Genomic DNA, 20,085 nt, shown 5'->3' with positions numbered 1-20,085 from the left:
TCATGGCGAAGGAGAAAGTCCATACATATAAAGTACCTATCGGACCAGTGCATGTGGGATTAAAAGAACCGATCACGGCCTGGCTTGATCTTGATGGAGAAAAAATTATAGACGCCCGGGTTCGGCCGGGGGCCATTCATCGTGGCATTGAATATATGGCAAGAGACCGAAACCCCATTCAGGTAATATATCTCGCTGAGAGGATTTGTGGCATCTGTTCTTTCAGCCATATAACGGCTTTTCTTAGAGCGGTGGAAGACGCGGCGAACATACAAGTTCCTCCAAGAGCTCAATATATTCGCTCTCTTGTTCTTGAACTTGAAAGAATCCACTCCCACACATTATGGGCTGGAGTGGCCTGTTATTCCATAGGTTTCGACTCGGCCTTCCATTTAGGAATGCTTTTGAGAGAGAAGGTCATGGATGTTTTAGAGTGTTACACCGGAAATAGAGTGAACTATGGGGTAGGGACGGTAGGGGGGGTACGTTGGGACATAACGCCCGACGTGGTAAAAGTAATAAAGGAAATGGTGGCATACTACCGCAATGAACTTGGGGCTTTTTACGATGTAGTAACAGAAGACCCTGTGGCTAAGGCACGTATGAGACATGTGGGGGTTCTTACATACGAAGAAGCTATGCGCTACTGTGCGCTAGGCCCTACCGCTCGAGCCAGTGGTGTCAGATGTGACCTTCGTTGGTCTGCCCCCTACGAAGCATACGCAGATCTAGATGTGGTGCCTATCGTTCCTCAAGATTATTTTGGAGAAGTTCATGGAGATGTTTTTGATCGTTTCCTTGTTCGAGTGCTGGAGCTCTACCAATCTTTGGACATTATAGAAAAAATTATTGACGGACTCCCTGAGGGAGATATTGTTTTTGAGAAGAACTTAGTAAAAGTCCTCAATATTTTGAAAGCGGCGGATGGTATTGGCTGGAGTTGCATCGAAGCTCCTCGTGGTGATGATACCCACGTTATCCGCCTTAAAGGCGGAGATGAGCATGTTTTTTGGTGGAAAGTTCGAGCTCCTACCTACGCTAATGCCGTCTCATGGCCTCTCATGTTCCGAGGTAATGAATTAGCCGATGCTCCTCTCATTATCAATAGTGTCGATCCTTGTATTTCCTGCATGGAACGGACCCTTGTAACTGGTGGTAGTCATAAGGCGGGACAGGTCTACTCGAAAAATCAGCTTTTGGAAATGTGCAGAGATAAGACGAGGAGGCTGAGGATGGCATGATTATCAACTTTGTTATGAAGCTTGTAGCAGGCATGGCTCTCATGTTGCTCGTTTCGGTGGTAGCCATTTTATTTGATGGAGCAGACCGAGTGATTCATGCTCGTATGCAACGTCGCTGGGGGCCGCCCCTCTTTCAGCCTTTTTACGATATTTTGAAGTTGCTGGGAAAAGAGAACATCGTTCCACGCAGAGCGGTGAAGTGGGCTTTTAACGGCGCACCGTGGTTTGCCGTGGCTACTATGTTACTGATATTTCTTTACATTCCTATAGGTTCGCTGCCTCCTATCCTGGGAACAGAAGGGGATATGATCCTCGTTATCTATCTTCTCAGTCTTTCGGGAGTTGCCATGGCCGTAGGCGGCTTCGCCAGTGGAAACCCTATAGCTAACGTAGGGGCTCAACGCGAAATGATCCTCATGATGAGCTACGAGCTTCCCTTGGCAGTAGTGGCGACAACCATGGCATGGGTTGCGTATAAACATGGGGTCCCTGGTCAGCCATTTAGCTTGGAAACGTTTATAGGAGTGCCCATGTGGGGAATTGTAGGGAAGATGGGCTTGCTGGGCCTCCTCTGTCTGCTTGTTGCCTTGACACTGGTTGTGCCTGGCGAAACAGGCAAGGGTTTCATGGACATTCCGGAAGCGAAAACTGAAATATTGGAAGGGCTTATTATTGAATATTCCGGAACGAATTTGGCATTGCTCAAAATAACCTTTGCTTTAAGAGCATTGGCACTGTCGGCTATTATTGTATCTCTGTTCTTGCCATGGTCTGTGGGGCGTCTTGTGAATCTCTCTGGTCCCACCCTTTTCATTGTGGATTTCCTGTGTTTCTGGGTAAAGGTTTTCGTTGTCCAGGTTTTGGGAGTCACCTTTATTCGCACAGCTTTCGGGCGGCTCAAAATATGGCAGGCTTCACGATTTTATTGGATAAATGTAGCGGGGTTGTCTTTGGCAGGAATGGTTCTTGTGTCCATTGACGTGATGCTTTAGGGGAGGGAGCCATTTTATGTTGAACAGAATGTCTTTACAACTTTTGCGGCAATGGGTCGATCGTATTTTTACGAACCCCTTCCCCCTCTCGTCTATGCCAGATTCTCTTTCAGAAACTATGAAAGAAGTAGAGACGGGGAAGGTCTCCATCCATCCACCAATAGAGCCGAAAGGGTATTTTAGAGGTCGGCTGGACTACGATAAAGCTCGTTGTATCGGGTGCAGGCTTTGTGTGCGAGTATGCCCGGCAAATGCCACCGAGTTTTTACCAGACGAGAAAAAAATACAGATACATACTGACCGTTGTTGTTTTTGCGCTCAATGTACGGAAATTTGTCCGGTAAAATGTCTGTCTATGTCGAGGGAGTTCTTAATCTCTTCATACGATCGAAAAGAACAAATAGTAGTGGATTCCGGCTCGCCTCAGAAGGAAGAGAAGGTTGAGGCTGAAAAAAGGCAGGCAGATCAGCGGGAAGAGGCGAAGCAATCGAAGCAGCAGGAACAGCCAGAACAGCCAGAACAGCCAGAAGAACCATCTCAATCGAAGCAGCCAGAATTGCCAGAATCAGCCCGGCAGGAACAGTCTATGCCGCCAAAACAATTGGAGCAATCAGGGCAAGGCCAGCCGGAACGGCCTGAAGAATTACTGGAAGAAGATCCACCTACACCTTCTGCGAAGGAAGAACTTTCTCCGAAGGGCAAAAAACAGGATATTCGGTCTGGGGCTTCTTTTGAAAATAAGGACAGTAAGAAGAAAAGAAAAAGAAAGAATAACAATCATAATAGCAACAATAATAAATAAACAGGAAGGGACTCTGCTTAAAGTGCATCTCCACCAAACGCTGGATTTCCCCCCAGCTTTTAGGATGCTGTACAGCTTTGCAAAAGAGAGTCCCTTTCTTTATGGTCTATATTCTATTCTACGAGATCGTAGTGAGCGAGGCGTCGCTGGACCTCGTCTTTCCCAAGATGCCGGGCTACCTCGAAAATGCCGGGGCTCACCTTTACGCCAGTGAGAACCCATCGTAAGGGCATAGCCAAAATCTTCATCTTTACGTTTTTCTCTTCAGACCATTTCCTGGCAAATTCTTCCATAGCTTCATCTGTCCATGGTTCTAAGGTAAGAAGATCGCTATAAAAAACTTTAAGAAGTGCCTTATGCTCTTCCGTAAGATCGCTTCCATCATAACGAGCTTTTACAGGCTCGAAGGAAACAAAATAATCGGAATACTCCGCAAGCTCTTTTGTGGTGCGGCCCCGTCCCCCCATAAGTTCCAGGGCTTCAGCGAGGTATTTCTTGTCATGGCTATCCACTGGCAATCCAGCCTCTCGCCAGAAAGGTTCCACCATTTCGAGGCGTACCATGGGATCCAGCTCTTTAAGATGTTCCTGATTAATAAAGTTCAGCTTATCCATATCAAAAACAGCGGCCCGTTTGTTCACTCGTGAGAGATCAAAGGCGTCTATAGCTTCTTGTCGAGAGAAAACCTCTTTATCGTCGCCTACAGACCACCCGAGAAGAGCAAGAAAATTGAAGACGGAGTTAGGCATATATCCCATGTCTCTGTACTCATAAACACTTGTGGCGCCATGGCGTTTAGAGAGTTTTTTCTTGTCTTTTCCCAAAATCATAGGGAGGTGTGCAAACTGAGGTTCTTCCCATCCAAGAGCCTTATAGATAAGAAGCTGCTTGGGAGTGTTAGAGATATGATCTTCTCCGCGAATGACATAATTAATGCCCATAGTATAGTCGTCAACAACAACAGCGTAGTTATAGGTGGGCATGCCGTCACTTTTTATCATGACAATATCTTTTAGAGTTTCACTTCTCACTTCAATATGACCATATACAATATCGTTAAATGTGAGAGTTAAACCCTCTGGGACTTTATAGATAACAGCCGGGCCATCAGTGTATGCTTTCCCTTCATCGAGAAGTTGCTGGGCATATTTATTGTATATTTCAAGGCGTTCCGATTGCCGATAAGGTCCACAGGGCCCTCCAATATCTGGGCCTTCGTCCCAATCGAGGCCGAGCCATTTCATTCCAGCCATAATAGTATCTTCATACTCTTTCGTGGAACGTTCTCGGTCAGTATCTTCGATACGGAGAATGAATTTTCCTCCTGTATGTCTGGCCCAGAGCCAGTTAAACAATGCCGTATGTCCCCCTCCTATATGGAGTGCTCCAGTAGGGCTGGGGGCAAAACGGACACGAACCTCTTTATCCATTTTCAGGATTCCTCCTTGTGTCTAATGTCCATTAACGCAGCTATTATACATGTTCTGGAATGAAATAGGGGAGAGAAGCATGCCATAAGGTTGGTATCTTTCTTTAGTAGTGTCGCTACGTGTCGCCGAAGACGCCTAATGCCGCCGACGATGTCTCCATGAGGTCGGCATCTCTCTTTAGCAGTCTTGCTTCATCTCTATAAAGCTCCTTCTAATTTCCATGAAAGTTATTTGGATTATAAGGTATTATAACTATAAGAAAGTACGATTACAGATGATTATTCGAAAGAAATATTTATGTAGGGGGCTTTCGTACGATGAAACCGATTTATGTGTTGGGGCATCAAAACCCCGATACAGACTCTATCTGTTCCGCCATAGCGTATAGCTATTATAAAAATACACTCACTTCTCAAGAGAGCTGCTATGAACCAGTGAGGCTTGGACCTATTAATAATGAAACCCGATTTGTTCTCAATCACTTTAACATGCCGGTCCCGGCTCTTTTAGAGAATGTTTATGCCCAGCTTTCTGATATAGCCTACGACACTCCTTTGAATATAAGAGAGAGCGCTCCGTTGTCGGAAGTATGGCATATTATGATGGAGAATAATATAAAGACAGTTAATATCGTGGATGAAGATTTTTCCTTCGTGGGGCTCGTAACGTTAGGGGATATAGCGAAGGCAAGCCTGGAAATTTCTCACGATTTCTCAGAGTTCAATGTCCCTTTACAAAATATAGTGGAAACCCTCAGTGGCGAAGTAATCTATGATTCCGGCAATAATTTTTGTGGCAACGTTTCCGTAGCGGCCATGAAAATTGAGGATGTGGAGACTCGCTTGATAAAAGGGAGCCTGATTATAGTGGGGAGCCGAAAGGATGTGCAATTACTAGCTCTCCAAAAAGGGGTCAATACTCTTGTCTTGACAGGCGATGCTCTCGTGACGGAAGAGGTTTTGGAGCTGGCTCGGGCGAATAACGTGAATCTTGTAAAAGTGCCTCACGATACCTTTACAGCCGCCAAACTTTTAAATTTGAGCGTTCCTGTTCATTATGTAGCAAAAACTAAGGGGTTAGTGACTTTTAATATTGATGACTACGTTGATGACGTAAAAGAGGCTCTGTTGAAATATAAATATCGTTACTTTCCCGTGCTGAGCAACAAGAAAACGGTTGGGATGCTTGCCCGCCGGCATATATTGGAGTTTGTCGGAAAAAATGTTGTTCTTGTAGATCATAACGAAACAGCTCAATCTGTAGAGGGGCTTGAGCAAGCGCAAATATTAGAAATTATAGATCATCATAGAATAGGCAGTATAGAGACAGCACAGCCTATCATTTTTGTAAATCGTCCGGTAGGGTGTACTGCCACTATTATCTATAATTTGTATAAAGAAAATAACATCCCTATCCTCCCAAATATTGCAGGTCTTATGTGTGCTGCCATCCTATCTGATACGTTGATGTTTAAATCCCCCACCTGTACCTCTGAGGATGTTCGTTCAGCTCAGGAACTTGCTCAAATCGCTGGTATTGAACTCGAGGATTTTGCTCGGTCCATGTTTGTGGCGGGAACATCTCTTGGGGGAAAGACAGCGAAAGAAATTTTTTATACAGACTTCAAGAGTTTCCCGGTAGGGGATTATAAAATTGGCGTAAGTCAAGTGAATATATATAACACAAAACTGGGCTCCTTAAAGGACGACATCATCGCTTTTATGCAAGAGCTCCAGGTAGAGGGGGACTACGACATCCTTCTATTAATGTTGACTGATGTCCTTAACGAAGGATCAGAGTTTTTGTACGTAGGAAGTCATGTGGAGGTCCTTTCCAGGGCTTTCGGTATCCCTATTGCGGGGGAGAGTTTCTTTCTTCCCCATGTGGTTTCGAGAAAAAAGCAAGTTATACCCCAGCTTATATCGGCTCTTCGTTCCTTGTAGAAAAAGATATCCCATGGTGCTTCATTATTAATGGCGAGAGTAACAATAATTCATTCCTTTGAGTTATTATAAAAGACGTGGTAGAAAAAGAAGGAGTTGAATACCCTGAAAAAAAGATCGATACTTCTTGTTGATGGGCATGCATTGGCATTTAGAGCGTTCTATGCCTTGCCAGAATTGAATGCCCCAGATGGTACACCTACAAACGCTATTTTAGGTTTTGTCAATATGCTCTTTAAAACAATTGACGAATGTAAACCGGATATGACGGCTGTTGTATTCGATGCCCCTGGCAAAACTTTCCGTCACATAGCATACCCTGAATATAAAATGGGTCGGAAACCAACGCCGGAAGAATATAAAGTTCAAGTTCCACTCCTTCAGGAACTCATGGAATCTATGGGGATTCGGATTGTAGTCAAGGATGGGGTGGAGGCCGACGACGTTATAGCTTCCGCGGCATGTAGTGCTGCTCGTCTGGGGGTTGACGTTATAGCCTTGACCTCAGATAAAGACATTCTTCAGGTTCTTCAGCCCGGCGTAAGAATTATCAGGCCCATACGGGGCGTTTCCGAGTTTAAAGATTACGACGAAAAAAATTTTGAAGCAGAATGGGGATTTCCTCCCTCCGCCATGCCAGACTACCTGGCCATGTTGGGAGACTCTGTAGACAATATTCCGGGGGTTCCTGGAGTTGGAGAGAAAACGGCGAAAAAGTTGCTCTCCCAATATGTGTCCCTTGAAGATATTTACGATCACTTGAAAGATCTGAAGCCAGGACTACAAAAAAAGTTTGAAAACACGAAAGAGCAGGCCTTTAAGAGTCGGGAGCTTATTCGCTTAAAGTGCGATGTTCCTGTCACTGCTGAGGAGTTTAGGCAGACAGACGTACAGTTCGAGAAATTCGAAGAGCTATGTCAACATCTCGGACTTTCAAAAATATACCAAAGGGTTAAGGAAGAACAGTCTCCCTCCCTTGAGCTTCAGCAAGAAGAGCTTATTATTGGCGATGCCGTTGAGGGAAATTTGGACGAAGTCCTCGCAGGCGATACGTTGGCTCTTTTTGGTCAGGTTGAAGGAAGCTATCCTGTAGGTCTTTCAAAAGCCAGACTCGTTGTTCGCTCTCAGGACGGAGCCTTTTGGCATGGAGTAGTACAAAGTACCGATGTTCCTCAGCCTCTAAAAAAATGGCTTCGTCATGGTCATGTTATTACATCGGATTATAAAATGTTGCAGGCCTTCCTGAAAGAAGATGCCCCAGCTCCGGAAAGAGTATGGGATGTTCAGGTAGCTCATTATCTGCTGCACCCCGACGCGAAGGCTCATAGTCCCTTGGAATGGTCGGGATCGGAAATATTCGATCCGATAGAAGGGGCTGGGTTGCTTTGGAAAACTAAAAATGAACTTGGAGAGCAGCTCGCTCGTTACGAAGGTCTTGTTGATGTAATGGATAAGATAGACCTTCCCTTGGTCCCTGTGTTGTGGAAGATGGAGAGTTGGGGGGTAGGCCTGGATACAAACTCCTTTGAAGCTCTGGAGAGAGACCTACAGGAACGGATTGGAGAGATAGAGGAGCGAATAGCTGACAAAGGGAATGAACGTATCAACCTTAATTCTCCAAAACAGGTTGCCTGGCTTCTCTTTGAAAAATTGCAGCTTCCTCCTATAAAAGAGACAAAAACAGGCTATTCTACAGACGTTACTGTGCTGGAAGAGCTCGTTAAAATGGATCTGCCTGAAAGCGAAGTACCGAAACTATTGCTGGAGCATCGCGAGTTATCTAAAATTCAGTCAGGTTTTGTCCATCCCTTGATGAGCGCTGTAAACCCAGAAACAGGGTTCATCCATGGAACTTTTGAATCCACGTCTACTGGAACAGGTCGCCTAAGCAGCAGAGATCCTAACTTGCAGAATCTCCCCGCCTACGGCCATTGGTCGAATCGTTTGAAGGAGGGTCTTGTCCCGCACGCGAATGGCAATATATATGTAGGTGCCGACTATTCCCAAGTGGAGCTCAGGGTTCTTGCCCATCTTTGCGACGAAAAAAGGCTGAAAACGGCTTTTGAAGCTCAGCGCGATATACATACAGAAACAGCTTCATGGGTATTTAACATAGAGTCTGCGTTAGTGACCCCAGAACTTCGTCGTTTCGCAAAAGTGATTAATTTTGGAATTCTCTACGGCATGAGTTCCTACGGTTTGGCGAGTCGATTAGGTATAGGCCAACAAGAGGCAGGGGATATTATTAACCGATACTTTAAAGCCTTCCCGAAAGTAAGAGAATATGTGGAGGAAAGTTATAGAACGGCGAGAAAACGCGGGTATACTGTGACGGAGTTTGGCCGCATTCGCCCCCTTGATGAGGTATCGGTAAATCCTCGAGATCGGGGAGCCCTTAAAAGAATAGCGGTGAACACTCCTATTCAGGGGACAGCTGCTGACATAGCTCGGATAGCCATGGTGAATTTTAATCGTCATTTTAAAGATCAAGAGAAGGTCCATCTCGTTTTACAAATACACGACTCTCTTGTGTGTGAGTGTCCTGCTGAAGAGCGGGAATCTATAGAGAAAGAATTGGCTGAGGTCATGGAATCTGCTGTAAAGCTTTCTGTTCCCTTGAAAGTAGAAACAAAATGGGGGAAATCCTTAGCAGAAGTCTAGGTTTTTACGTAGCCTTTCAGTAGTAAACTATGATAAAATACGCCGTTGGCATTAGATGTTATTAGCTACGGTTTATGTCAAGGGAGGCAGATTTGCTTTGATAATGCGCTCGTTAAGAGAAAATGTTCGCTGGATTATGTTGGTTATTGTTGTTGTTTTCGTTCTATCTATTTTTGGTATGTATGGCTTTGGCGGTCGTCGTTCCGCTCCACAGCAGGAGGGTATGAGAGATTATCCAGTAGCTCAAATAGATGGGAAAAAGATAATGCGCTCATCTCTTGAGAACAACGTTCGTGATTACGTTGATCGGAATAATCTGAAGGATGTTACGTCGGAAGATTTGGCAGCTCTTCGGCAGGGTGTTCTCGACAATATGGTTATTCAAAATGAGCTTGCGAAAGCAGTTCAGAAGTCTGGAATAAAAGCTTCTGATGAGGAGATAGATGAGGTTGTAAAGCAGATTAGCTCTCAGTTCCCCACGAAAGAGGCTTTCCAGAAATATCTCAACGATAGTGGAATTAAGATGGAAAACCTGAGGGCCAATATTGGAACACAGCTCGCTCAGCAAAAGTTGATAGAACAGTCAGCTGGTTCCGTGGTTGTTACATCAGATGATGTGCGAGAATTTTATGATAAGGGGAAGAATGTCTTCTTCCGTCAGCCAGCAGGCCGAAAAGTGGTTTTTGCGCGATTTATCAATCAGGATGTTGCAGCAGCCATGAGTATGGCAGTGAAGAAAGATAACTCCCAATGGGATGCCCTTCTAAAAAATGCCGCTTCTGGCGATGTGAAAGAAAGCATTTCTTACGACAAGCCTATTTTTATCGCTGAATCTGGCTTGCAAGATAAGTTTGCGTCTTTGAAAGAGCTTCCTATTGGTGGCGTTTCATCTCCTATAGAAATAGCGAGTAACGACTATATGGTTATTCTGAATCGCGAAAATGTGGAAGAAAAGATTTTGTCTTTCGACGAAGTGAGCGGCGATATTAAGACGTTGCTTACAAATCAGAAAAACCAGGAAGCACAGCGCCAATATATTAGTGGTTTGAAGGAAGAAGCGAAGATTGAGATTCTTGATACAACCATCTTCCCACAGCCAGTAGAGGCTGTTAAGCCAGCGGAAGCTACCTCTCAACCTGTTGCTTCTGGTGATCAAGAGCCAGTTTCCAGTGAGCCAGCGAGCGGAGATAAGAAATAAGTAAAGAGCTTGACAGAACCGGGTTCCCTTAATAGAATAGACCCCGCAGTCTATTGGAGGAGAGATGGCCGAGTGGTCGAAGGCGCTCGCCTGCTAAGTGAGTGAGGCTTTACCGCCTCCGAGGGTTCAAATCCCTCTCTCTCCGCCATTTAATAAAAGTAATATAAAGCTCAGGCCTGAGTGGTCTGGGCTTTTTTTATGGTTTCTCATCAACTATGATTCGGTATTCGCATGAAGTTTTATTTATAAGGGTTTCCAGAAGTTCGGAGAGATTAGCTCCATGTATGTCAGTCTTTTCTTTTCTTCCTTCCTTAGTGTTGCTTTGATAAAGTACGAAAGATCCGCCTTCTTGAAGAGCGTAATACCAGGTAATCGTGTTCCCCGCGCTGTCTATTTTTCTGTAAATGACAGGCCCTTTTTTGTTCATCGTAAAGTTCACCTCCCAAAGTATTGATACCAATAAGATACCATGATTCGAAGGTTCTGCAAAAGTCTACGGCCCCAAAAACCTGTAAATAACGCTCTTCGTGCGGTTATTTCCCTTCAAACAGCGAAGCAGCAAGCGGAAAGCTCTAAAGAAGCGATGGAAGCAGAGGCAGCGCTTTTTGACGAATTGCCGAATCCAGCGGGATATGCGTGGCTCTTGCGAAATATACGCCCGGTAAAGGCCTTTAATGTTCGAGGAATGCCAGGTTTATTTGAAGTAGAGGATAACTTGATAAAATACCTCTGATTGAATTTACATGGGAATATGGGCTCAGGCTATGTTTATGTTAGGGAAAGGTTTAACGAAAACCTCTTACGCATTGGAACTTCAGCAGCGATGTCTTCTGAAACAAATCAGGGGAACAGAAACATGGTTATCGATGAGGTAGCAAAACAGCTTTTCGAAGCGAGGTGAATTGCCCTCTGCTGAATGAAAGTGTATCAAATACTTGAGATGCCCTAGCCTCGGCCTTTTCCAGGGCATCGTTAAGATTATCGAAGGCCTAGCTAACGGAGCTCACTCTCATAACGCTGCTGTTTCTGAAGCTGTTATAAGTTTTCAGTGCCCCCCTTGTTGAGCCATTTTGCGAAATTTCTTCCATAGCCTTTGTTTGGATATGCCCTCCATACTCAAAAAGAAAATTTCCATAATCCCCACCATTTAGCAGTCAGTCTGCAACCTCCACAGTGAGCACCGAATCATCGGTAAATTTAGTTATGGGAGTTCGAGGCGACAATTCTTCAATTTCCCTTGTCAAAATGTATCGTTCTACCGTTTGTTGCCATGTTTCCTCGGTGTGAAAAAGCCTTGCCACGTTTCCGGACATGCAGAATCCCTCCCATTGAAAGAGAATTCCTTAAAAATGTCAGGGTGGCTTTTGGGGGCTTAAAATTGTAGTGCGATTCTAGAACGACGGTGTACGTCTTTTGCACGAGCTTTTCATCTCGAAGGAAATACGGTAAAATATCCCCTAAAAGGTTGCATGAATGCCTGTTCCGTGGTAATATTTCCTCCGTTCAAGATGTGCCAGTAGCTCAGTTGGATAGAGCGTCGGTCTACGGAACCGAAGGTCACGGGTTCGAATCCTGTCTGGCACGCCATTTAGATTCGTCAACCGCTCTTCATATGAAGAGCGGTTTTTTTATTGCAATGGCAGTTTGCCCGTAGATCTACAGAGCTTTCTTCACAGCGTTACGTAAGTTTTTATTGTGATTAAGCAGATTGCGCCCTTCTATCTTACTTCCCCCAATACGTAGTTCTTGCTTCTCAGATGGCAGGCATGGGGTTCTTGCTTGGCAGGCGACTCAGATAATAAGAGCTTTTCCTCATTCTTAAAGTGCCTCTTGTTAATAATATTTCAAAAACATAGTAAAATAGTCCTGCTTGTATGTGCCCATCAGAGTTCAGTGGAGGTGGTGAGGTGAGTAACTACTACGCAGAGAACCTGAGTTCGGCGAAGCTGTTTCAAGTTTACGATACTAATATTGATCGAGTTAAGCAGTATTTGCGGGAAGAAATAGATTTTGTTCGTCGCAATGTACATGATCATGAGAAAGTATTGGAATTAGGGTGTGGTTATGGGCGAATCATGAAGGAATTGGCTCCTCATGTGGCTTCTATAATGGGAATAGATATATCTCCAGATTCTGTAAGGTTCGGCGAGGAGTATTTAAAAGGTTGCTCGAACTGCGAAATAAAAGTGATGGATGCCCATGTGCTCCAGTTCGGGCCAATTTTTGATGTTGTTCTTTGCCTCCAGAACGGTATTTCCGCCCTAAAAGGGAATGAAAGTAATCTTATTGCCCAGAGCCTTAAAGTTCTTGTTCCAGGAGGAAGAGCTTATTTTAGTACCTATAGCGCTAAATTTTGGAATCATAGACTAGCTTGGTTCCATGAGCAGGCAGATAAAGGGTTGCTCGGCGAGATTGATATGGAAAAAACCAAAGATGGACATATTGTATGTAAAGATGGTTTCGTAGCGCATACTTGTCGCCCGGAGGATTTTAAAGAATTAGCAGAACAGACTAGTTATACATATCTGATCCAAGAAGTAGATGACTCAAGCCTCTTTTTAGTTATAGAGAAAAAGAAAAGGGTTTCTTCATAAAGAACGTTAAAATCTCTTGGGAAGCTTCGGCTTTTATGGTCTGATTTCTCTCTCGTAGACATATTTAACATATTCCATTGGATTGCGTTTTGGAAAGCAGGTCGAACAGAGGGACCTTTCATGCTTCATAATCTTAAGAGGGGGAGTGGTGTTTAAATGTTGTTAACGATTGGTGATGCTCTGATCGTAGTGGATGTGCAGCAAGATTTTTGCGAAGGGGGGAGTCTCGCTGTTCGTGGGGCCAATTCTATAATTTCCGTTATTAATAGTCTTGTACAGCTTGCTCAGAATCGAAAAATTCCAGTTTTCTTCTCTCGCGATTGGCACCCTTCCGATCATATAAGTTTTAAAAAACAGGGTGGTCTTTGGCCTCCCCATTGTGTTCAAGAAGAGAAAGGGGCAGCTTTCCATCCTGGTCTCATTGTTCCCGACACGGCTTTTATTATAGATAAAGGAACATGTTGCGAGAAAGATGCTTATTCCGCTTTTGAGGGTACCGATTTATTGGAAAAACTTCATGCCCAGTCAATCCGGCGAATTTTTGTTTGTGGCTTAGCCACTGATTATTGTGTGAAGAGCACAGCCCTTGATGGCTTATCTCATGGATTTGATGTCTACCTTGTTACTGATGGCATGAAGGGTGTCAATGTAAAGGAAGACGATAGCTGTAAAGCCTTGGAAGAACTAAAAGCAAAGGGTGCACGGCTTGTTACAAGCCATGATGTGGTTGAATCATAATATAATTTTCAACACCTACGCCAATCATTTGCCAATAAGAAGCAATGCGCTTCATTGTTCGTGACCACTTGTGTTTGCTAACCACTTCTAGATAGAAGCGAACGGTTTGCATTCGGGGCGTACTCCCAAATGCAGTTGATTTTGTCTTTAGTCTGGAGCGAAAGGGCCCCTTTAGTAAGGAGCCCTTTCGTTGTGCTGGTTTTGAAGGGGAGGTACTGTATGAAAAAGGTCCTTTATCTACGACAGCCCAAACATACGGCCACCCTGATATATAAGGACAGCCAGTCCGTAAGCTACGATTGTTGTGTAGGCTACTAAGAAAAAGGTCCATTTCCAACTGTTTGTTTCCCTTTTAAAGGCAGCTATAGCTGCTACACATGGGATATAAAGTAATGTCATAACTAAGAATGCGTAAGCACTTAAAGGGGTGAAAAGAGTGGGTAAGACAGCTGCAAGGCCTTCTTCTCCCCCTAAAAGTGCTCCAAAGGTCCCTACCACAACTTCCTTAGCAAGGAGGCCGAGGAGGAGCGCGACAGTGGCTTGCCAGAAGCCGAAGCCTGCTGGAGCGAAGAGGGGAGCCATAGCGCGCCCGACATGGCCGATAAGGCTGTTGTAAGAACCATATTCTACGCCGAAGGGAAGGCTGGCCAGAATCCATACAAGCACTACAGCGCTAAAAATTACAGTTCCTGCCTTTTTAAGAAAGAGGCTTGCTCGTTCCCACGCACTTCCCCAAACAGCACGTACCTGTGGCACGTGGTATGGGGGCAACTCCATAACAAATTGGGAAGATTCCCCCTTGAACAGGGTTTTCCCCAAAAGTTTTGCAGATATAACAGCAACAACAATACCAAGTACATAGAGAGAAAAAACAACAGTCCCGGCATTTCTGCCGAAAAAGGTTCCAGCAAACAAGAGGTAAATAGGGAGCCTGGCAGAACAACTCATAAAGGGTAAGACTAGAAGAGTGATCATTCGGTCTCTTGGGCGCTCTAAAACGCGAGTTGCCATAATAGAAGGAACGTTACACCCGAACCCCATAAGCATAGGGATAAAACTTTTTCCATGGAGGCCTACAGCCCTCATTATTCTGTCCATCACAAAAGCACCTCTGGCCATGTAACCGGAGTCTTCCAAGATGGCTATAAAGGCGAATAGAATGAAGATATGCGGGAAAAACACTATCACCGACCCTACACCGCCGATAACTCCGCCAGAGATAAAACTCCCTACTACTGTTGGGAGCCCCCATTTCTCTATGAATATTGAAGCATACTCACCTAAGATCCCTATCCAATGATCTAGATAGTCAGCAGCAGGGTCTCCTATTGCATAGGTGAGGCGGAACATGCACCATGTAATAAGGAAGAAAATGGGCAGTCCCCATATGCGATGGGTTACAATTCGGTCTACTTTATCTGACAAAGTTACATCTTCTTTTAGAGACAAATCTTTCTTCATTACTTTCCCGGTGAGAGTAGATATATAATTCCACCGTCTCTCTATAACAGCTGTGAGGAGATCATAACCAAGCGACATTTCCAGCTTTTCGTTCTCTTCTTCTAGAATTTTTTGGATAGTTTTGTCGTTATCAAGAGTTTCCAGAAGAGAGAATATAGCGGCATTTCCTTCAGCTATTCGAAGGGCTGCGATATCTTTTGATATTTCTATTTCTCTTGTTACTAATGGATTAACAGCTTCTGCTAACCGTTTCAAAGTGTCTTCTATGTTTTTACCGTAAGGAATAGTTATGCCATGTTTTTCAACGGGAGTTTCCACGTATTTTTTTACAGCCTTTACTAACTCCTGAATGCCTTTGTTTTCTCGGGCTACGGTAGGAACTACAGGTACGCCAAGCTGTTTTTCCAGTTCCTCCACGTCTATATGAATACCCTTCTTTTGGGCTATGTCAGTCATATTGAGGGCGATAACCACAGGTTGTCCAGCCTCTAACATTTGCAGTACGAGATAAAGACTCCGCTCTAGATTAGAGGCGTCCACTACTGTGATAGTAACTTTTGGCTTTTCCCGCAAAAGAAATTCCGAAGCTACTTGTTCATCAATCGAAGAAGCTCCAAGGCTATAAATACCAGGAAGGTCCACAAGAGAGAACGCCGTGTCCCCCCATTTAAAGTGCCCTTCTTTCCGTTCTACTGTTACACCAGGCCAGTTTCCTACGTGTTGATGAGAGCCTGTAAGTACATTAAAGAGACTTGTTTTCCCTGTGTTAGGATTGCCGGCTAACGCCAGCGTAATACTCCCCATACTTAATGACACCCCCAGCATTTGCTGCACTCTCCATTACATCCACCGCAACTCACTTTTTTTACCATAACCGTTTCTGCCTCATATATGCGAAGGCTCAGTTCATAACCACGAAAAGCCACAGAAATCGGGTCGTTGAGAGGAGCTTTCCGCTGCACTACCAGAGGAGTGCCAGGAACAAGACCCATTTCTAAAACTTTCTTTTTTAATTCTGGATGTCCTTCTATTCGCATAACAATCGCAAGGCTCCCTGCCGGTAATTCACTAAGAGGCAGTAATTCGGATTCACTCATATTTTCACCACCTCGAAAAATTTTAGTTTGATTCATCAAACTATTTTTTTACTAAGAAAAAAAGGAGCGTAGCTCCCAAAAGTGCCGCCTTTATTGATTCTCTATTTCTCGGACAAAAATTCTATCGCCTACTCCTTGCCCAAGGGCAAGGCGGCTTTCTCCTACTTTGAGCAAATAGGGGCCACCTCCCTTATGAAGTACAGTAAAGGACGCGCCAGGCAACAATCCAAGCTCAGCCATCCTTTTCCGGAAGGCTAATCCCCCAGTAAGCCTTTCTATCCTCACTTGCGCCCCTTCTTTAACGAGATGGAGTGGAACCACAAGCGTCATCCTCCTTTACACGCCGAATCCATACGGTGGCAGCCTCGCTTCGGCGCAAAGCCAAACGTGTGCCTCGTATTTCAAACTCAATAGGATCTCCGAGAGGAGAGGTTTGTATGTATGTAATAATAGATCCCGGGACGAGCCCCATTTCCAGTAAACGTTTGCGCAGAGGACCATCAGCAGTAATTCTATTGATAGTTCCCTTCATTCCAGGCCTTAGCATTACAAGAGGGCAGGGTAGTCGAGAAGGATCATCCATTTCTGCTTTCAGATCATTAAACCATGCAGCCCCTTCTCGTTGAGCTTGACAGAAAAAGTCTGTTAAAGCGAGAAGCCGACCATCTGTCTGTTCATCCATTTCGTGTTCCATAATACAAGCGAGAGCCCATGCTTTAGAACGTTCTATTCCTAGAATTTCGGAGAAAAGAAAATTAAGATGGTCATGCCGCCTGTAAACACGCAAGGCCCTCTCTCGCCCATTTTCAGTAAGAGCGACAGCCCCGTATTTTTCATGGTCGAGAAAGCCTGCTTCTACTAATTTTTTAATGGCAGAAACAACTGTCCCTTTTGTCACTTTCAGGCGTTCAGCTAAATCGGTTACAGTTGCTTCTTGTCCATGAATTTCCAAGGCAAAAATGGCCTCTAAGTAATCTTCTATTCGAGCCGATAGAATAGCAATCCCTTCCTTCATTTCCCTTTTTCTCTCTAAGAAAGTTTAGTGTATCAAACTATAGCTGTCAAGATGTTTTTATGGCTCAACACATTATTGTCATATTGAAAATAATGTTGAATTAGGATACAATGCTTGTGAACGTGATATATATAACGAATATGGAAACTAACTCAAAGGAGTGATGGGTATGGTAAAGGTTCTGTTAGCGTTGATTGCACTTGTGAATGGGTTTTACGCCGTACGTTTTGCTCGAGACTTCTTTCTTCACCGTGAAGAGGCGTGGGCTGAACCTGGAAATAATGTCTTTCTAGCTATTTGGGGGGCTATTATTTTCTTTCTTTCGACCTTTGGAATTTCTGATTTTGCTTTATCTACCATCATGTACAGGGCCAAGAAACTTGTAAGTGATACCAAATTACCAGGGACGTTGAATACTCAGTGTGCCATTCCTGTTGCTGTTATGGCGCTGGCATACATATCTGCTATCCATGTGGATCCCATAACGCTGGTAGCCTGCATAGTTGCTCAAATGTTAGGTGCCTATATAGGTCCTCGCTTTGTAGTAAAGCTTCCAGCGAAAACTATCCGTATCTTTATGGGAACAGGGCTTGTAGTTGCCGCCTTTTTTATTTTGGCAGGAAAGCTGAATATTGTTCCTTCTGGCGGAGAAGCAGTGGGTTTGAGTGGAGGGAAGCTCTACGTTGCGCTTGTTCTCCTTTTCATTTATGGAGCTCTTAACAACGTTGGCATAGGTTCATATGCTCCTACAATGGCTACTATTTATGCCTTAGGCGTAAACCCTGCAGTGGCTTTCCCGATCATGATGGGAGCCTGTACTTTTTCCGTTCCTATGGGAGCCATGGAGTTCGTTCGTCTTGGTCAATATGGCCGTAAAATTACGTTTTTCTCCAGTGTCTTTGGAATAGCAGGGGTCCTCGCGGCCGTTTTTATCGTTAAAAGTCTTAATCTCTCTATGCTTCAGTGGGTTATTGCGGCTGTAGTCCTTTATTCTGGAGCGTCCATGCTTTATGAAGAGTTCTTCAAGAGGAAAGCAGTAGCATAAAAATATTTATTAGGGAGGAATTATTATGTTATTAATTTCCAGGGAAGATATATTGAAAATTTTTTCTATGCGAGACGCTATAGAAGCTGATAAAAAAGCTTTTGTAATGCATTATCGAGGGCTAAGCGAGGTTCCTTTGCGTACGAATTTCACACTTCAGACAGGGCAAAGTCTTTTTATGTCGGCCTATGCGAAAGAAATAAATACGTGCGGAGTTAAAATTGTTTCTGTTTTCCCCCATAACCCTGCGAAAGGGTTGCCATCAGTTCCTGCAACAATGATTTTGCTTGATGGGGAGACTGGCGTCGTTTCGGCCATTATAGAAGGAACGACTCTTACACAAATACGCACCGGTGCCATTGCGGGAGCCGCCACAGAACTGCTTTCGAGAAAAGATGCCTCCATTGGCGCATTATTTGGCGCCGGAGGGCAGGCTGCCACTCAGCTGGAAGCTATGTTGACAGTTCGCGATCTAGAAGAAGTGAGGATCTTTGATGTAGATAGAGAACGAGTCCAACGCTTTGTCGAATCCCAAAAGCCCCTTTCCAAAAAATTTAATACGAGGATTATAGCAGCTCAAACTTCTGATGAAGCAGTCGAGGGTGCTCACATAATTACCTCTGTTACCACATCGAGGAAGCCGGTATTTAATGGCAAATTGGTTATGGATGGAGCCCACATAAATGGGGTTGGAGCATATACTCCTGAGATGCAGGAGCTTGATTCGTGTCTCTTAGAAAGAGCGGATAAAGTTTTCGTAGACAATAGAGAAGCTGTTTTGGCAGAGGCAGGAGACTTTATTATCCCTATAAAAGAAGGAAGATTTGCTCCCGAAAAAATTAGCGGAGAGTTGGGAGGTTTGATTGTAGGGGACATAGAGGGACGATCCACAGAAAAAGACGTTACACTGTTTAAAACTGTAGGATTTGCCACTCTCGATGTGGTCGCGGCTTTTACTATATATCAGAAGGCTCGGGAGGCTGGGGTAGGGAAAGAAGTTTCTTTGTAGTTTTTCTATTCCATCGACAGACTCTCTTTTCCTTTTATAGTATTATCTCAGTAGCTTTAAAAAGGCATGATACAATGTGAGGACGGGGTGCCTCCCCGCCCTCATTTATAGGGAGATGGATCAAGTGAAGCGAAAAAAATGCCATCCTTATTTAGTGCCTATTATTGCTATTGTAGAAACTTTAAGTGAAACATTAGGTCCTGACTATGAGGTTGTTCTTCATGATGTTTCCGGCGAAGAGCATCAAATTGTGGCGATGGCTCATGGGGAACTAACGGGACGGACAGAAGACTCTCCTTTAACAGATTTCGGTGAGTACCTGCTTCGTAGTGAAGAGGAATATAAAGGCGTTCATTATATAGCTAACTACCCTTCTTATGCCTCTGACGGGCGACCTTTACGATCAAGCGTAACTCTCTTAAGAGATGGGAACGAAAAGATTATTGGTTTTTTATGTATTAACTACGATATGACCCGAGCTCAAATTTTAAAGGATTTAGGAACAGAATTGACCTGTGTCGTCCCTTTAAAAGCATCTCAGGTTGCCGAAGAAACTTTTGTCCCTTCTTCGGGCTCTCTCTTGCAAAAAATCCTCGAGGAAACGCGCCAACAACGGGGCGGACGCCCTTTACGTTACACTACTAAAAGGGAAAAACTTGAGATTATGTCATTTTTGAAGTCTAAAGGGTTCTTTAGGTTGAAGGGAGCTGTAGAGGCTCTGTGTAAAGAGCTGGGGAAAAGTCGTTATACTGTTTACGGCTATTTAAGAGAGATACGAACTGGCGATAATGACAATAATAATGAAGATTCTTCTCAAGATTAAGGTGTTACATAAAAGGAGACTACTTTGTGCGAAGTG

The 20,085-nt window shown here is 44.2% G+C and carries 20 protein-coding genes and 2 tRNA genes; 15 read left to right on the top strand and 7 right to left on the bottom strand.

Features of this window, described 5'->3' with window-relative positions; translation table 11 throughout:
* The first annotated feature begins 2 nt into the window (after positions 1 to 2).
* From B4J50_RS02380 to B4J50_RS02370, 3 genes are read left to right on the top strand one after another with little or no spacing between them, the layout of a single operon-like run.
* Complete coding sequence (locus tag B4J50_RS02380; RefSeq protein ID WP_286846843.1) at positions 3 to 1,241, top strand: nickel-dependent hydrogenase large subunit; 1,239 nt, start codon at positions 3 to 5, stop codon at positions 1,239 to 1,241.
* The gene (locus B4J50_RS02375) at positions 1,238 to 2,233 is read left to right on the top strand and encodes a respiratory chain complex I subunit 1 family protein (protein WP_024821985.1); all 996 of its coding nucleotides are present in this window, start codon (positions 1,238 to 1,240) and stop codon (positions 2,231 to 2,233) included. The genes B4J50_RS02380 and B4J50_RS02375 overlap by 4 nt, the downstream gene beginning before the upstream one ends.
* Before the next feature lie 16 nt (positions 2,234 to 2,249).
* Positions 2,250 to 3,035, top strand: coding sequence for a 4Fe-4S binding protein (locus B4J50_RS02370; RefSeq protein ID WP_286846841.1), 786 nt, complete (start codon positions 2,250 to 2,252; stop codon positions 3,033 to 3,035).
* Between the two features lie 113 nt (positions 3,036 to 3,148).
* Here B4J50_RS02370 and gltX read toward each other — a convergent pair whose 3' ends face one another.
* The gene (gltX, locus tag B4J50_RS02365; RefSeq protein WP_024821987.1) at positions 3,149 to 4,465 is read right to left on the bottom strand and encodes a glutamate--tRNA ligase; all 1,317 of its coding nucleotides are present in this window, start codon (positions 4,463 to 4,465) and stop codon (positions 3,149 to 3,151) included.
* Positions 4,466 to 4,782: 317 nt separating this feature from the next.
* Here gltX and B4J50_RS02360 point away from each other — a divergent pair, with 317 nt between their 5' ends.
* The 4 genes from B4J50_RS02360 (at position 4,783) to B4J50_RS02345 (ending at position 10,415) form a co-directional block, all read left to right on the top strand.
* The gene (locus B4J50_RS02360) at positions 4,783 to 6,408 is read left to right on the top strand and encodes a putative manganese-dependent inorganic diphosphatase (protein ID WP_024821988.1); all 1,626 of its coding nucleotides are present in this window, start codon (positions 4,783 to 4,785) and stop codon (positions 6,406 to 6,408) included.
* Positions 6,409 to 6,504: 96 nt separating this feature from the next.
* Entirely contained in the window at positions 6,505 to 9,069 is a 2,565-nt protein-coding gene (polA, locus tag B4J50_RS02355; RefSeq protein ID WP_051461101.1) for a DNA polymerase I, read from the top strand.
* A 103-nt stretch (positions 9,070 to 9,172) separates the two neighbouring features.
* A complete protein-coding gene (locus B4J50_RS02350; RefSeq protein WP_245587094.1) occupies positions 9,173 to 10,267 on the top strand; it encodes a peptidylprolyl isomerase in 1,095 nt (364 codons plus the stop codon).
* Positions 10,268 to 10,325: 58 nt separating this feature from the next.
* Positions 10,326 to 10,415, top strand: a tRNA-Ser gene (locus tag B4J50_RS02345).
* A 48-nt stretch (positions 10,416 to 10,463) separates the two neighbouring features.
* Here B4J50_RS02345 and B4J50_RS02340 read toward each other — a convergent pair.
* A complete protein-coding gene (locus tag B4J50_RS02340; RefSeq protein WP_024821991.1) occupies positions 10,464 to 10,694 on the bottom strand; it encodes a hypothetical protein in 231 nt (76 codons plus the stop codon).
* 42 nt (positions 10,695 to 10,736) lie between these two features.
* Between B4J50_RS02340 and B4J50_RS02335 the strand changes: the two genes are divergently transcribed.
* Both B4J50_RS02335 and B4J50_RS02330 read left to right on the top strand, forming a co-directional pair.
* Entirely contained in the window at positions 10,737 to 11,000 is a 264-nt protein-coding gene (locus tag B4J50_RS02335) for a hypothetical protein (RefSeq protein ID WP_286846837.1), read from the top strand.
* An 18-nt stretch (positions 11,001 to 11,018) separates the two neighbouring features.
* Positions 11,019 to 11,168 carry a hypothetical protein gene (locus B4J50_RS02330; RefSeq protein ID WP_286953893.1) on the top strand — a complete coding sequence of 50 codons (150 nt, stop codon included), beginning with the start codon at positions 11,019 to 11,021 and terminating at the stop codon, positions 11,166 to 11,168.
* Positions 11,169 to 11,421: 253 nt separating this feature from the next.
* On the opposite strand, the gene B4J50_RS02325 is transcribed toward B4J50_RS02330, so the two are convergent.
* Positions 11,422 to 11,580, bottom strand: a complete 159-nt coding sequence (locus B4J50_RS02325; RefSeq protein WP_211235517.1) for a hypothetical protein — start codon at positions 11,578 to 11,580, stop codon at positions 11,422 to 11,424.
* A 197-nt stretch (positions 11,581 to 11,777) separates the two neighbouring features.
* Here B4J50_RS02325 and B4J50_RS02320 point away from each other — a divergent pair.
* The 3 genes from B4J50_RS02320 (at position 11,778) to pncA (ending at position 13,599) form a co-directional block, all read left to right on the top strand.
* Positions 11,778 to 11,854: transfer RNA gene (locus B4J50_RS02320), tRNA-Arg, on the top strand.
* 320 nt (positions 11,855 to 12,174) lie between these two features.
* The gene (locus B4J50_RS02315; protein ID WP_024821993.1) at positions 12,175 to 12,861 is read left to right on the top strand and encodes a class I SAM-dependent methyltransferase; all 687 of its coding nucleotides are present in this window, start codon (positions 12,175 to 12,177) and stop codon (positions 12,859 to 12,861) included.
* Positions 12,862 to 13,017: 156 nt separating this feature from the next.
* Positions 13,018 to 13,599, top strand: coding sequence for a bifunctional nicotinamidase/pyrazinamidase (gene pncA, locus B4J50_RS02310; RefSeq protein ID WP_024821994.1), 582 nt, complete (start codon positions 13,018 to 13,020; stop codon positions 13,597 to 13,599).
* A 237-nt stretch (positions 13,600 to 13,836) separates the two neighbouring features.
* Here pncA and feoB read toward each other — a convergent pair whose 3' ends face one another.
* From feoB to B4J50_RS02290, 4 genes are all read right to left on the bottom strand, one after another.
* Entirely contained in the window at positions 13,837 to 15,864 is a 2,028-nt protein-coding gene (feoB, locus tag B4J50_RS02305; protein WP_156923342.1) for a ferrous iron transport protein B, read from the bottom strand.
* Between the two features lie 2 nt (positions 15,865 to 15,866).
* On the bottom strand, positions 15,867 to 16,157 hold the full coding sequence (locus tag B4J50_RS02300; RefSeq protein WP_024821996.1) for a FeoA family protein: 291 nt from the start codon (positions 16,155 to 16,157) through the stop codon (positions 15,867 to 15,869).
* A gap of 90 nt (positions 16,158 to 16,247) precedes the next feature.
* Positions 16,248 to 16,478 carry a FeoA family protein gene (locus B4J50_RS02295; protein WP_024821997.1) on the bottom strand — a complete coding sequence of 77 codons (231 nt, stop codon included), beginning with the start codon at positions 16,476 to 16,478 and terminating at the stop codon, positions 16,248 to 16,250.
* Positions 16,456 to 17,172, bottom strand: coding sequence for a DtxR family transcriptional regulator (locus B4J50_RS02290; RefSeq protein WP_024821998.1), 717 nt, complete (start codon positions 17,170 to 17,172; stop codon positions 16,456 to 16,458). The genes B4J50_RS02295 and B4J50_RS02290 overlap by 23 nt, the downstream gene beginning before the upstream one ends.
* 169 nt (positions 17,173 to 17,341) lie before the next feature.
* On the opposite strand from B4J50_RS02290, the gene B4J50_RS02285 reads away from it, so the two are divergent.
* The 3 genes from B4J50_RS02285 (at position 17,342) to B4J50_RS02275 (ending at position 20,049) form a co-directional block, all read left to right on the top strand.
* On the top strand, positions 17,342 to 18,217 hold the full coding sequence (locus B4J50_RS02285; RefSeq protein ID WP_024821999.1) for a sulfite exporter TauE/SafE family protein: 876 nt from the start codon (positions 17,342 to 17,344) through the stop codon (positions 18,215 to 18,217).
* A 25-nt stretch (positions 18,218 to 18,242) separates the two neighbouring features.
* Positions 18,243 to 19,226, top strand: a complete 984-nt coding sequence (locus tag B4J50_RS02280) for an ornithine cyclodeaminase family protein (protein ID WP_024822000.1) — start codon at positions 18,243 to 18,245, stop codon at positions 19,224 to 19,226.
* A 124-nt stretch (positions 19,227 to 19,350) separates the two neighbouring features.
* The gene (locus B4J50_RS02275) at positions 19,351 to 20,049 is read left to right on the top strand and encodes a helix-turn-helix transcriptional regulator (protein ID WP_286846828.1); all 699 of its coding nucleotides are present in this window, start codon (positions 19,351 to 19,353) and stop codon (positions 20,047 to 20,049) included.
* The last annotated feature ends 36 nt before the right edge of the window (positions 20,050 to 20,085 follow it).

The organism is Aminobacterium sp. UBA4908, from assembly GCF_002398115.1.
GTDB lineage: Bacteria > Synergistota > Synergistia > Synergistales > Aminobacteriaceae > Aminobacterium > Aminobacterium mobile.
The sequence above is the reverse complement of the archived record's forward strand: the minus strand, read 5'-3'. Positions and strand labels throughout refer to the sequence as shown.

What these genes read in the sequence shown, in the direction of transcription:
- B4J50_RS02380 (WP_286846843.1), top strand. Translation starts at nt 3, where the DNA reads ATGGCGAAGGAGAAAGTCCATACATATAAAGTACCTATCGGACCAGTG.
- B4J50_RS02375 (WP_024821985.1), top strand. Translation starts at nt 1,238, where the DNA reads ATGATTATCAACTTTGTTATGAAGCTTGTAGCAGGCATGGCTCTCATG.
- B4J50_RS02370 (WP_286846841.1), top strand. Translation starts at nt 2,250, where the DNA reads ATGTTGAACAGAATGTCTTTACAACTTTTGCGGCAATGGGTCGATCGT.
- gltX (WP_024821987.1), bottom strand. Translation starts at nt 4,465, where the DNA reads ATGGATAAAGAGGTTCGTGTCCGTTTTGCCCCCAGCCCTACTGGAGCA.
- B4J50_RS02360 (WP_024821988.1), top strand. Translation starts at nt 4,783, where the DNA reads ATGAAACCGATTTATGTGTTGGGGCATCAAAACCCCGATACAGACTCT.
- B4J50_RS02350 (WP_245587094.1), top strand. Translation starts at nt 9,173, where the DNA reads ATGCGCTCGTTAAGAGAAAATGTTCGCTGGATTATGTTGGTTATTGTT.
- B4J50_RS02340 (WP_024821991.1), bottom strand. Translation starts at nt 10,694, where the DNA reads ATGAACAAAAAAGGGCCTGTCATTTACAGAAAAATAGACAGCGCGGGG.
- B4J50_RS02335 (WP_286846837.1), top strand. Translation starts at nt 10,737, where the DNA reads ATGATTCGAAGGTTCTGCAAAAGTCTACGGCCCCAAAAACCTGTAAAT.
- B4J50_RS02330 (WP_286953893.1), top strand. Translation starts at nt 11,019, where the DNA reads ATGGGCTCAGGCTATGTTTATGTTAGGGAAAGGTTTAACGAAAACCTC.
- B4J50_RS02325 (WP_211235517.1), bottom strand. Translation starts at nt 11,580, where the DNA reads ATGTCCGGAAACGTGGCAAGGCTTTTTCACACCGAGGAAACATGGCAA.
- pncA (WP_024821994.1), top strand. Translation starts at nt 13,018, where the DNA reads ATGTTGTTAACGATTGGTGATGCTCTGATCGTAGTGGATGTGCAGCAA.
- feoB (WP_156923342.1), bottom strand. Translation starts at nt 15,864, where the DNA reads ATGGGGAGTATTACGCTGGCGTTAGCCGGCAATCCTAACACAGGGAAA.
- B4J50_RS02300 (WP_024821996.1), bottom strand. Translation starts at nt 16,157, where the DNA reads ATGAGTGAATCCGAATTACTGCCTCTTAGTGAATTACCGGCAGGGAGC.
- B4J50_RS02290 (WP_024821998.1), bottom strand. Translation starts at nt 17,172, where the DNA reads ATGAAGGAAGGGATTGCTATTCTATCGGCTCGAATAGAAGATTACTTA.
- B4J50_RS02285 (WP_024821999.1), top strand. Translation starts at nt 17,342, where the DNA reads ATGGTAAAGGTTCTGTTAGCGTTGATTGCACTTGTGAATGGGTTTTAC.
- B4J50_RS02280 (WP_024822000.1), top strand. Translation starts at nt 18,243, where the DNA reads ATGTTATTAATTTCCAGGGAAGATATATTGAAAATTTTTTCTATGCGA.